This is a genomic window from Mucilaginibacter gracilis (genome assembly GCF_003633615.1).
Taxonomy (GTDB): Bacteria; Bacteroidota; Bacteroidia; order Sphingobacteriales; family Sphingobacteriaceae; genus Mucilaginibacter; species Mucilaginibacter gracilis.
In genome coordinates this window covers 5,442,205-5,453,914 of record NZ_RBKU01000001.1, presented here as the reverse complement: position 1 = coordinate 5,453,914, position 11,710 = coordinate 5,442,205, and the positions used below count along the sequence as shown (strand labels likewise).

12 protein-coding genes are annotated in these 11,710 nt (G+C 41.9%); 11 read left to right on the top strand and 1 reads right to left on the bottom strand.

Annotated features, from left to right (window positions below; all coding sequences use genetic code 11):
* Positions 1-3 precede the first annotated feature (3 nt).
* Positions 4-864, bottom strand: coding sequence for a universal stress protein (locus BDD43_RS24165; RefSeq protein ID WP_121200524.1), 861 nt, complete (start codon positions 862-864; stop codon positions 4-6).
* 320 nt (positions 865-1,184) lie between these two features.
* Between BDD43_RS24165 and BDD43_RS24160 the strand changes: the two genes are divergently transcribed.
* The 11 genes from BDD43_RS24160 to BDD43_RS24110 all read left to right on the top strand — a co-directional run bounded on the left by BDD43_RS24160 (position 1,185) and on the right by BDD43_RS24110 (position 11,693).
* Complete coding sequence (locus BDD43_RS24160) at positions 1,185-1,709, top strand: DsbA family protein (RefSeq protein ID WP_121200522.1); 525 nt, start codon at positions 1,185-1,187, stop codon at positions 1,707-1,709.
* 86 nt (positions 1,710-1,795) lie between these two features.
* Entirely contained in the window at positions 1,796-2,641 is an 846-nt protein-coding gene (locus BDD43_RS24155) for a CHAD domain-containing protein (protein ID WP_121200520.1), read from the top strand.
* 275 nt (positions 2,642-2,916) lie between these two features.
* Complete coding sequence (locus tag BDD43_RS24150; protein ID WP_121200519.1) at positions 2,917-3,576, top strand: BON domain-containing protein; 660 nt, start codon at positions 2,917-2,919, stop codon at positions 3,574-3,576.
* A 65-nt stretch (positions 3,577-3,641) separates the two neighbouring features.
* Positions 3,642-5,246, top strand: a complete 1,605-nt coding sequence (locus BDD43_RS24145; protein WP_121200517.1) for an oleate hydratase — start codon at positions 3,642-3,644, stop codon at positions 5,244-5,246.
* A complete protein-coding gene (locus tag BDD43_RS24140) occupies positions 5,246-6,898 on the top strand; it encodes a L,D-transpeptidase family protein (RefSeq protein WP_121200515.1) in 1,653 nt (550 codons plus the stop codon). Before BDD43_RS24145 ends, BDD43_RS24140 begins: the two co-directional genes overlap by 1 nt.
* A gap of 43 nt (positions 6,899-6,941) precedes the next feature.
* Positions 6,942-7,712, top strand: coding sequence for an MlaE family ABC transporter permease (locus BDD43_RS24135; RefSeq protein ID WP_008513155.1), 771 nt, complete (start codon positions 6,942-6,944; stop codon positions 7,710-7,712).
* Between the two features lie 5 nt (positions 7,713-7,717).
* Positions 7,718-8,500 (top strand): ABC transporter ATP-binding protein, encoded by a 783-nt coding sequence (locus BDD43_RS24130; RefSeq protein WP_121202103.1) that lies wholly within the window; start codon positions 7,718-7,720, stop codon positions 8,498-8,500.
* Between the two features lie 3 nt (positions 8,501-8,503).
* Positions 8,504-9,505 carry an MlaD family protein gene (locus tag BDD43_RS24125; RefSeq protein WP_121200513.1) on the top strand — a complete coding sequence of 334 codons (1,002 nt, stop codon included), beginning with the start codon at positions 8,504-8,506 and terminating at the stop codon, positions 9,503-9,505.
* Between the two features lie 238 nt (positions 9,506-9,743).
* Complete coding sequence (locus BDD43_RS24120) at positions 9,744-10,001, top strand: hypothetical protein (RefSeq protein WP_121200510.1); 258 nt, start codon at positions 9,744-9,746, stop codon at positions 9,999-10,001.
* A complete protein-coding gene (locus tag BDD43_RS24115) occupies positions 9,998-10,552 on the top strand; it encodes a helix-turn-helix domain-containing protein (protein WP_121200508.1) in 555 nt (184 codons plus the stop codon). The genes BDD43_RS24120 and BDD43_RS24115 overlap by 4 nt, the downstream gene beginning before the upstream one ends.
* Before the next feature lie 103 nt (positions 10,553-10,655).
* Positions 10,656-11,693: a zinc-dependent alcohol dehydrogenase family protein gene (locus BDD43_RS24110; RefSeq protein ID WP_121200506.1), complete on the top strand. Its 1,038-nt coding sequence runs from the start codon at positions 10,656-10,658 to the stop codon at positions 11,691-11,693.
* The last annotated feature ends 17 nt before the right edge of the window (positions 11,694-11,710 follow it).

Sequence of the window (11,710 nt, the reverse complement as noted above, 5' to 3'; positions counted from 1 at the left end):
ATTTTAGGTTCTATCTGGAAAAACCAACAAAGGAATTGGTATCTGATGTGCCATTTTTTGTGTCTCGCTTCCCCTGAAAAGACTATCAATAAAATTATGTGAGCGATGTACCATGGCGAGCATATCGACCCGACCGTTGTTACAGAGCCATTCCAGACCTGACTGCGCACCGTTACTTTTATACATTTTGTACTTAATATTTGAAAAATGTACCTTTTCGGGGAGCTCCTTTACAAACCGCTTGATCCATTGCTGAAATTCGGGTTTCTTATCTTCCTCTTCATAAATGTGTGTTAGTATTATTTCAGCGTTGAGTGGCGTAGCCAGTTCAGCCAATACAGAAATTGATAAAATATCACCTTCGGGATTTTTAAAGTCCGTAGCAAACGCAATTTTTTTAACCGGTGACAATTTTGCTGCGGGTGGTATCAGTAACAGCGGACGTGTGACGCTATCAATCATATTCCTGATATGGTTTCCCAATAATAGCGTAGTTATTCCGCTGCTGCCATGTGTTCCGATAACAACCAGGTCGATTTTCTCACCTGAGATGACCTCATTGACAACGGCCGTTAAGATGCCTGTTTGATTTAAACATCTTACAGATGGTAAAAAACCTGATTGATCCCTGCTTTTTTCAATAGACGATTTGAGTTTAACTAATTCTGATGTACTGTCTTTTAACAGTATATCAGATTCTTCCATTGGCCACACTACCAATCCCGCCTGCGGTGCTTCGGCCGGTATAATTACAGCATTGAATAAAACAATATCCGCCTTTATCTGCCGTGCAAGGTAATAACCATATTTAACCGCGTGGATAGCGTTCTTTGAGAAATCGGTCGGGAATAGTATCGTTTTCATTTGGTTAGATCGTTAATAGGAATTTTTATATAGCTGCCCTTGGTCTTTTTTTTCCATTTGCTTTGTCCGCACAAATATGCCGGGTCATACCGTAAACTTGTTATATAACTATGGGAATTGGTTACATCATTCACACATTTATAAAACTCTTTTTCAGCCACCAAGTGGGTTTATCATTTCTCTGATGTGTGAATGATGTAACATATTTTCAGAATTCAGTAATATTTATCGATTGAAATAGGCGCAATTTTACACGAATGTGAAATGGGCACGCTAAAAATAGCTACCCTGTTTTTTAAATCACTCAATTAAAACAGACAATGAACTCAGCCCTTAAAAACCCGATTACTAAACGGGATCACATGCTCGGAATTCAGGCGGCTCCTTTAGTGCTGCTGGAGTATGGTGATTACCAGTGTTCGTCATGCGGCGATTCTTACATGGCAGTAAATAATGTCATACAGGCAATGGGCGAAGATATTGTCTTTGTTTTCAGGAACTTTCCGTTAACAGACATACACCCGGATGCCTTCGATGCAGCCCTGGCCGCGGAAGCAGCCGCGCTGCAAAACAAGTTTTGGGAAATGTACGATCTGTTGTTTCAAAACCAGGCATACCTAAGCGAAAATGAACTATTTTCCTATGCCAGGCGGATTGGTCTCGATATGGATCGCTTTGGGCAGGATATACAAAGCCAGGCACTTACCTCGAAAATTGACGCTGACATCGAAAGTGGATTAAGAAGTGGCGTAAGCGGAACGCCCACCTTTTATGTTAATGGTGAAAAGTTTGACGGCGATTGGACAGGAGATGGGCTGGTTCAGTATTTAAGGGAGTTGCTTTAAGCAAGTCTGCTTTTAGGAAGCATTAATCTTTTATAGCTTAAAAACAGGTAACAAATGAATGGACGGTTCTTTTTAAAATCATACCTATGAAGCACAAGGAAATTGACGGTATTATCCGAAAAAGATTTGAAAAGTTAAACACTGCCTATGATCAGGTCAGGTTACATTTTCGGGAAAATGACATCCGGTTATTTCGCGTAAAGGTAAAAAAATTACAGGCGTGCCTGTCTTTAATGGAGCGTGTAAAAGGCCACCATCACGCGATTTGTGTTCCCCGTCATATCGCGGATCTTTATAAACTATCAGGAACTATCCGTACACTACAAATGCAGGATCGTTGCATCCGGGAAACATTGACCGGCAAAAATATGGCGCTTCCGCAAACTTATCTGGCTTTACTATCATACAAAATACTACATGCTATTGAGAAGCTTAATAAACTTATAAGCAGCTATGGGCCTTTTGGGAAAGAAGAACTGAACCTTGTGGACTTATTACCGCACCAGTTAAGCCAGGGAGATATCGAAAAATTTATCGCCTCGAAGGAAGACGCACTAAAAAAATTAATTGCACCGATATTTCCTACCGATGTAGCATTACATGAAATCAGAAAGGAATTGAAGAATTTATTATACCTATCTCCTTACATCCCCATAGGTATTGGCACATTATCATCGTTTGCTTTACTGTCAACTCCAGCGCAAATCGACTCATTTACCATTGTTTTGGGGGATTTTCATGACATGAATGTTGCGATCGACTGTCTGCATGCGGAATGCATGGATATTGAAATTAACGACGATGAAAAAGCAGTGCTGCGAAATATTGAAACTCAATGGATGAATGAAAGAACCAGCATTCGTGAAAAAGTTTATGATCAAATACAAAAAATCACCGCTTCCATCCTACCGTTGGCATCACCGGTAAAGTGACCGCTCATGTAATCAGTTTGATGCTGATGCTAATAACCTATCCCCCCCCGCCTTCTCCAAAAAGTGTGAATGATGTAACTAATAGTAAGAATTGAATAACAATTAAATACCTGAAAGCCATCAGATTTGTATAGTGATAGTCAACTGACATTAAACAAGATTAACCATGTGATGACTACCAGGAACGAAAAAAATCACTTAACGCCGATTTACCTGGTAGCAGATGACCAATTGAAAATCAGCATTTGTTAAGAACTTGATTAACCCTTACGCCAATGAAAACTAACCATCAACTACAGATCGATGTAATCGATGCCATCAAGTGGGAGCCTTTGCTTAAACAAACTAAAATCGCCGTTGAGGCTAATGAGGGTGTCATTACGCTTTCGGGAATTGTCGATAGCTTTATTAAGAAATCAGCAGCTGTGAACACCACCAAAAAAATAGGCGGTGTTAAAGCACTGGTGGAAAAAATTGAAATTCAGTTGAATGCGGATCATGAAAAAAGCGATGCGGAAATAGCTATTGGGGTATTAAGTGCCTTAAAAGCAAACGAGGATATTCCGGTTGATCGCATACAGATTGAAGTTGAAGATGGGCATGTTACACTTGATGGTAAGCTGGAGTGGAACCATCAGAAGCAAGCGGCGCAACAGTCGGCGAGTACTGTTGAAGGCATCAAAGTGCTTACCAACCATATTGAAATTGAAACCGATAATCCTGACGATATTGAAAAAGAGGAAATTGAACAGGCGATCGCACGCAACTGGGCACTGAATAACCAGGATATTCAAGTCTGTGTATCAGGGAATAAAGTCACCTTGAAGGGTACCGTTCATTCTTTCTATCAAAGAGATGTAGCTGAAAAGATGGCCTGGAATGCCCCTGGCGTATGTGTAGTAAATAATGAGCTAATTATTGGTGATATCAAATAGTCAGGCCATGCATTACGGATTCTGCTAATCTTAGTTTCTATCAAAACTTAATTCGATCGCTATTAATGAATAATCTAAATAAAAAACGGGTTAACCCGACTCAACACCGGAAGGTCTATCTTATCGGCGGCGGTATCGCATCTTTAGCAAGTGCTGCTTATTTCATAAGAGATGGCCAAATTAATCCTGATAATATCATAATTTACGAAGAGCTGAATGTTGCTGGCGGCAGTCTTGATAGTGCAGGTAACCCGGAAGATGGTTACGTGATGCGTGGCGGCAGGATGCTGAATTTCAGCTACCTGTGTACGTATGATCTTTTTTCATTTATTCCATCGCTGTCCGATCCGGGCATCATGGTACTGGATGAAATTAAGGCCTTCAACCGGAATATTAAAACCCATTCACAGGCCCGGGTAGTGGAAAACGGCCATATATTAGATGTTTCGTCAATGGGATTTAGCAATAAGGACAGACTTGATCTGATCGAGATGATGGCTGTAGGCGAAAACCATTTGGGCATCAAACGCATCAATGAATGGTTTGCCCCGGAATTTTTCAAGACCAACTTCTGGTTTATGTGGGATACCATGTTCGCCTTTCAGCCCTGGCACAGCGCTGTGGAGTTTAAACGTTATCTACATCGTTTTATCCATGAGTTTAAACGGATCAATACTTTAGCTGGCGTAGACAGGACGCCCTATAACCAATTTGATTCTTTAGCCAAGCCGTTAATCAACTGGTTAAAACAGCAGGGCGTTCATTTTCAAATAGGTGTCAGCGTAACTGATCTGGATTTCTCATTAACGGGCGAAAAGCTGACCGTGCAGCAAATTCATTTAATTGATGGCGGAAAAAAGAAATCTGTAAAGATTGGCGTAAACGATATGGTACTGGTAACCATTGGCTCAATGACTGCTGATTCAAGTTTAGGATCGATGCATGCTGCCCCCGAACTCATTACTGATAAACGTGACGGCAGCTGGAAATTATGGGAAGCCATTGCAAAACACAGTGACCAATTCGGTCATCCGTCGGTATTTGACAACCATGTCGATGAATCAAAATGGGAATCATTTACGGTAACTTGCCAGGGTACAGACTTTTTTGAACGGATGAAAACGTTTTCGGGCAATGACGCCGGAACCGGCGGCCTGGTAACTTTTAAGGACTCCAATTGGCTGATGTCAATTGTTTTAGCCTACCAGCCTCATTTCATCGGCCAGCCTGATGACGTGACCGTTTTTTGGGGGTATGGCTTGTTCCCCGATAATGAGGGAAACTTTGTAAAAAAGAAAATGGCCGACTGTAGCGGTACCGAAATACTGACCGAATTATTTTCCCACCTTCAATTTGACACGTTAAACGACCGGCTACTGAAAACCGCTAACTGCATTCCCTGCATGTTGCCGTACATCACCAGTCAGTTTTTAATACGGGCACCGGGCGACAGGCCGCAGGTTATACCAGAAATATCGGAAAACATCGCCTTTATCGGGCAGTTCGCAGAAGTGCCCGACGACGTGGTATTCACCGTAGAATATTCTGTAAGAACTGCGCAGACCGCAGTTTACGGATTATTGGAACTCGATAAAAAAACGATTCCAATGTATAAGGGCGATCATCATATTGATGTATTATTTGATGCAATGAAAACCATGATTTCATAATGTTCAATTACCGACAGGCAAAAATCCTTTACCTTATCCTGGTATTTATCAGCTTTTTCATCGATGCCTGCGCTCAGCAGGGTAAAACGCCTGCTAAAAAAGACTCATTAGCGACAGACTGGAACCAAACCATTCCCGGCAATTTCAGTGCCCAGTCAAAAGAATATTTTGACAGCACCCAAGTAAAAGTTTTTTTTGAAAAATACCCGGATTTAAACTCCTACGAAGATCTTGTGCAGGAATTTTATAGCAAAAGAAAATTTACTTTTGCCTGGTTTGAGGATGGCCGGTTAATCGAGCAAGCAGACAACTTGTCGAACCGAACTATGGATCTTAAAAATGATGGCGTTTATAAAATACTCCCTTACCAGGCAGTTTTGGACTCGCTGTTATACGGAATTAATATAAGTACGGGTAAAATAAGGCCTGATGTTATATTGGAGCTCATGCTTACTTCGCAATACTTTGCATTCTCCCGGCTTGCCTGGCAGGGCATGGGGACTTCCGCAAGTGACTCATCGCGATGGTATGTGCCAAGAAAAAAAATAGCCTACGATCAATATTTAGATAGCCTACTAAAAGCCCCAGCTAAATCTTTCTTCGCCAATGAACCGGTTTACCGGCAATATGAATTGCTCAGGCATTTCTTAAAGATATACCGCTCGTTGGATGCTGCGGATGAATGGAACCCCGTCGATACTAAAAGTGTAAACTTAAAACCAGGCGACACTTCTGCAGCCATAAAAGAAATCAAAATCCGGTTACTCAGGCTAGAGGATTTTCAGGGCGATACATTCAATGAGTCATACGATGCCGATCTGATAATCGCGGTGAAGCAATTCCAATACAGGAACGGGCTGGATACCAGCGGACGGTTGAATAAAGAAACTATAATGGCGATGAATGTGCCATTAAAAATCCGGATCAAACAGATTCTTGTTAATATGGAGCGAGCCCGCTGGTTACCTGTGTCGCTGAATGCCGATTTCCTGGCAGTAAATATCCCTGGATTTACCCTCCATGTATACCATGCAGATAGCCTTTTATGGAGCTGTCCCGTAGTTGTAGGGCAGAAGGTTCATCAAACTTCCATTTTTTACGGGGAAATCAAATATGTTGTTTTCAGTCCATATTGGAACATACCGCAAAGTATCGTGCGAGCCGAGGTTGTTCCCGGCCTTAAAAAATCACCTGATTATCTTCTGCGGCATCAGATGGAGATTACCGGCTACAAAGAAGGGCTTCCAATAGTCAGGCAAAAGCCCGGACCGGAGAACTCACTCGGTCTGGTGAAATTCCTGTTTCCCAATAGCTACAATATTTATTTACATGATACTCCTAAAAAATCTTTATTTGGCGAAACAACCAGGGATTTTAGTCATGGCTGTATCCGTATTATGGAGCCAGCTAAATTGGCCGCTTTCCTGCTCAAAAACCATAATAAATGGAGTGGGATCAAAATTAAGCGGGCTATGAATTCTGGTAAAGAACAGTATGTGAGCTTGGAGCATAAAGTTCCTGTCTTTATTACCTATTTCACGGCCTTTACTGATCGAAGGGGATTGCTAAACTTTAGAAAAGATATCTATAGCCTTGATGACCGGCTTGCCCGCATGATCATTTCCGGTGAAGGATTTTACGAAACAAATTAGCATATGAAATGGTCATAGATACCCTAATATTAAAAATAACAAAATGGCTTTAATCGAAGATACACGTAGTTTTTTAGATGAAACAGGTAGCATGGCCAAATTTACCGGTCACTTTTTTTCACATGGGCTAAGGCCCAGGTTTGAAGTTAAGGAACTGCTCGGCCAGTGTTATACCATTGGCTATAAATCATTTCCGCTGATCGGCCTTACCGGTTTCATCATGGGCCTGGTATTAACCATGCAGTTGCGGCCCTCGCTCGTAAGTTATGGCGTACAGTCAGAACTACCGGTTATGGTAGGTATAGCCATTGTGAGAGAGATTGGGCCGGTGATCACCGCTTTAATTTTTGCCGGGAAGATAGGCAGCAGCATCGGCGCTGAATTGGGCTCGATGAAAGTAACAGAGCAAATAGATGCTATGGAAGTGAGTGGCACAAATCCTTATAAATACTTGGTAGCTACCCGCGTATTGGCAACAACCTTAATGCTTCCAATTTTAACTGTTTTGGGCGATGCCATTTCCTTATTCGGAGCCTATATTGGGGTCAACCTCAGCTCCGTAACCAGCTTGCATTTCTTTTTTACACAGGTATTCCAAAGCCTGAGCTTCAGCGATATTTTACCGGCGATTACCAAAACCTTTTTCTTTGGTTTCGCGGTGGGCATCATCGGTTGTTATAAAGGGTTCAACTCCAGCAAGGGAACACAGGGTGTTGGCGTTTCAGCCAATTCTGCCGTCGTATTATCTTCTGTCCTCATATTCATTATCGACCTCCTGGCGGTTCAGTTCACAAACATATTAGGCTTAAATTAATGGGTATGGCAACAGCAGCAAAAGATGAACTAAGCCCTGAAGATCATGTGGCTAAAGGAGCGCCGGTGATCGTCATTGAGCACCTGTTTAAAAAATTTGGAAAGAATGTGGTGTTGAAAGATTTCAACCTGACGGTGCATCAGGAAGAAAACGTAGTCGTATTGGGAAAGTCGGGTGCAGGGAAATCCGTACTCATTAAATGCGTTATCGGGCTGTTGAAACCAGACAGCGGCAAAATACTGGTATTCGGTGACAACGTACCCGGGTTAAGCCCTGATGAGCTGGACCGGGTCAGAACCAAGATCGGTTTCCTTTTCCAGGCCAATGCCCTTTATGATTCTATGACCGTTCGTGAAAATCTGGAATTTCCATTACGCAGGCACTGGATCGATCTAACACAAAAACAGGTAAACCAGATGGTATCTGAAGCACTGGAGAATGTTGGCTTGAAAAACACGGTCGATATGATGCCTGCGGAACTATCCGGAGGAATGCTTAAGCGCGTGGCGCTTGCCAGGACCCTGATCCTGAAGCCGGAAATCATTTTGTATGATGAGCCGACCACCGGGCTCGATCCGGTTACTTCAAGGGAGATTGACAGTCTGATCCTGAAACTGCAAAAGAAATACCATACCTCTTCCATTGTTATTTCACACGATATGAACTGTGTCAAAAATATAGCAGACAGGGTGATCTTACTATTAGAAGGTAAGTGTTACGCGGATGGCACTTATGAGGAACTCGCACATTCAGCTGATGAAAAAATAAAACAATTCTTTGAACAATAGATCATGGCAAAACAAAGTGAAAATAATATCAAACTGGGCGTATTCGTAATAGCCGGCTTGATCGTGATGATAGTTTCTTTTTATATGATCGGAAATAACACAAGCATGTTTGGAAGCAAGTTTGTGCTAAAAGCACGGTTTAACAATTTAAACGGCTTGATGGAAGGTAATAATGTGCTTTTTTCAGGCATACAGGCGGGAACGGTGAAAAGTATAAACATTGTTAATGACACCACCATAGAGGTAAGTATGCTTATCGACAGCAAAGTAACTGCCTATATTCATGAGAATGCAGAAGCGGCCATTGGTACAGAGGGATTGATGGGGAATAAGGTAATAAATATACAGCCGGTAAAAACAAACAGCCCGGTAGTAAAAAGCGGAGATTTGCTTGCCGCTCAAAAACTGACCAGTATGGATCAAATGCTACAGACGCTTTCGAAGACCAACAATAATATTGCAACGATATCAGAAGTGTTAAAAACTACTATTTTAAAATTAGACACCAGCGCCATCTTTAATGTCCTGAATGATAAAAATATCGGGATCAGCTTAAGGTCATCGCTAAAAAACATCAATAATGCCAGCAGCAACGCCAGCGAGATGACTAAAGGACTCAATCAGATTGTTGTAAATCTCAAACAGGGTAAAGGAGCTGCCGGGTTGCTATTAAGCGATACTGCCTTTGCGGGTAATTTAAATATCGCTGTAATTAAGCTCAGATCAGCCAGTGTTAATGCGGATAAGATGACCGGTCAACTCAATAGTATGGCTGGTAATATCAATCATGATCTGGCATACGGGAAGGGGCCTTTGCATGCGCTTTTGCGTGATTCTGTGATCACTAAAAAACTGAATGCCAGTATGGATAATGTCCAAAAAGGGACGGAGGGCTTCAATCAGATCGTACAAGCTTTGAAGCATAATTTTTTAGTGCGCGGTTACTTTAAAACCCAGGCAAAAAAGCAGCAAAAGGATAGCATTAACCGGCAGATTCTAAAATAGCAATATCGTATGATTAGAGTATGAGTACAAACCTTGGAGACTTTTTGCTAATTATGCGCTATCTAACCTAAGCGCAGAACTTTGTTTGCTACTTCAACAGTACTTCTCACATGCTTTTAAAAAGGATCTTAATATAATCAAGATCACGTCTGTAAGTGTCCGTAGTCATTTAATCATCAGGTAATTATATTGAATTTAGAGTTAATATCTATCGGCCCTAATTTCAATACAATCACCTATGAAGACGTTAAAATTTAATTTCACTCCCCCATTTAAGGGTCATGTCCAGGTGATGATGCCCGGATGGCCCGATTTTCCATTAAAACGATTATTACTGGATATTAAAGCAAGTAATCTTGTTGAAATACCCTTAGCGGGCTTTCGAAATGGGAAATATAGAGTTACGCTCGATTGGGAAGCCGACAATAGATTTTTTATTCACCAGCAAGAATTTGAAATTAATGATAACCCTAACTTCTTTCCAGCGACCCGATGAAGATTTATATCAAGAATATGGTCTGTATTCGCTGCAAAATGGTCGTACAGGAACAGTTAAAGAAAATGAGTTTGCATCATACGGTAGTTAAATTAGGGGAAGTCGAAATTACAGATCCTCTCACTGGTGCCCAATTGAATGACTTCAGAACCGGTTTACTAAAGTTCGGCCTTATCGTATTGGATGACAAAAAAAGCATGCTCATCGATAAAATCAAAAAGGTCATTATTGAGTTGATTCATTATGAAAATGAGCCTTTAGGTATAAATTTTTCAGTTTACTTAAGTAAAAAACTGAACCATGAATATACCTATATGGCCAATCTGTTTTCTGAAGTAGAGGGGATCAATGTCGAACATTATATGATCAGCCATAAAATTGAACGTGTGAAAGAACTGCTGGTTTACGATAAGCTTTCGCTGACGGAAATATCTTACAAGTTGAGCTATAGCAGTGTTGCCCATCTATGCAATCAATTTAAAAAAATCACCGGGATAACGCCTTCTGATTTCAAAAAATCCAGCGCTGAGAATTATCGGCAAGCCGGGTAAACCAAGGTTATTCCTAAAGTGTGAATAATGTAACTAATAGACTGAATTACATAACATTTAAGCTATGGAATTAGTGAGGTTTGTATAACTAATCAGGATAGTAATGACAAGTAATCTTTCAGCCGGCAGCCTTCAGCAACCATTGCCGTTAACCATGAAAGCCATGGTAATGGAAGTTGCGGGCCAGCCATTAACAAGTAAAACACTTCCACTGCCTGTTCCTACAGCAGAGCAGGTGCTCATTAAGATAATTGCCTGTGGCGTTTGCCGTACCGACCTGCATATTATGGATAGTGAGCTCCCTGATCCCAAGCTCCCGCTTATCCCGGGTCATGAAATTATCGGTACCGTGGTTCAAACCGGAAGCGGCGTTACTCATTTTAAAACAGGCGATTTGGTTGGTGTTCCATGGGTCGGCTATACCTGCGGGCATTGTAAATACTGTTTGAGGGACCAGGAAAACCTTTGCGAAAATGCCTTGTTTACAGGCTATACGATTGACGGGGGATATGCTGAATACACCGTAGCATTTCAAAAATATTGTTTTCATTTATCTGCACAATATGGTATTCCTGCGGCTGCGCCATTGCTGTGTGCAGGCCTGATCGGCTATCGGTCTTATAAAATGATCGGGGCGCATGCCAAACAATTGGGATTTTACGGATTTGGCGCGGCAGCCAATATCCTGATACAAATTGCATTGCACCAGGGAAAAGAAATATATGCTTTCACCCGCGACGGCGATACCGCCTCGCAGGCATTTGCAACGCGGCTGGGTGCCACTTGGGCCGGTGATTCCAGTGTTGCACCTCCCGTCAGGCTGGATGCCGCAATTATTTTCGCACCGGTAGGAAATCTTATCCCTAAAGCACTAAAGGATATTGATAAAGGCTGCAGTGTGGTTTGCGCAGGCATACATATGAGCGATATTCCATCCTTTGCTTATGACCTATTGTGGGAAGAAAGGGTTATCCGGTCTGTGGCTAACCTGACCCGTAAAGACGGGGAAGAATTTTTTGAAATGGCATCCGAAATTAAGTTAAAGACAGAAACCCGGTTTTTTCCATTGCATGAGGCAAATGAGGCCTTAGCTGCGGTCAGGGGCGGAAAGATACGTGGGGCTGCCGTATTGGTGATGTAATGTGAGGCCGTTTTTAA

Coding starts and splice junctions, on each gene's coding strand:
- BDD43_RS24165 (WP_121200524.1), bottom strand. CDS start 864: ATGAAAACGATACTATTCCCGACCGATTTCTCAAAGAACGCTATCCAC.
- BDD43_RS24160 (WP_121200522.1), top strand. CDS start 1,185: ATGAACTCAGCCCTTAAAAACCCGATTACTAAACGGGATCACATGCTC.
- BDD43_RS24155 (WP_121200520.1), top strand. CDS start 1,796: ATGAAGCACAAGGAAATTGACGGTATTATCCGAAAAAGATTTGAAAAG.
- BDD43_RS24150 (WP_121200519.1), top strand. CDS start 2,917: ATGAAAACTAACCATCAACTACAGATCGATGTAATCGATGCCATCAAG.
- BDD43_RS24145 (WP_121200517.1), top strand. CDS start 3,642: ATGAATAATCTAAATAAAAAACGGGTTAACCCGACTCAACACCGGAAG.
- BDD43_RS24140 (WP_121200515.1), top strand. CDS start 5,246: ATGTTCAATTACCGACAGGCAAAAATCCTTTACCTTATCCTGGTATTT.
- BDD43_RS24135 (WP_008513155.1), top strand. CDS start 6,942: ATGGCTTTAATCGAAGATACACGTAGTTTTTTAGATGAAACAGGTAGC.
- BDD43_RS24130 (WP_121202103.1), top strand. CDS start 7,718: ATGGCAACAGCAGCAAAAGATGAACTAAGCCCTGAAGATCATGTGGCT.
- BDD43_RS24125 (WP_121200513.1), top strand. CDS start 8,504: ATGGCAAAACAAAGTGAAAATAATATCAAACTGGGCGTATTCGTAATA.
- BDD43_RS24120 (WP_121200510.1), top strand. CDS start 9,744: ATGAAGACGTTAAAATTTAATTTCACTCCCCCATTTAAGGGTCATGTC.
- BDD43_RS24115 (WP_121200508.1), top strand. CDS start 9,998: ATGAAGATTTATATCAAGAATATGGTCTGTATTCGCTGCAAAATGGTC.
- BDD43_RS24110 (WP_121200506.1), top strand. CDS start 10,656: ATGACAAGTAATCTTTCAGCCGGCAGCCTTCAGCAACCATTGCCGTTA.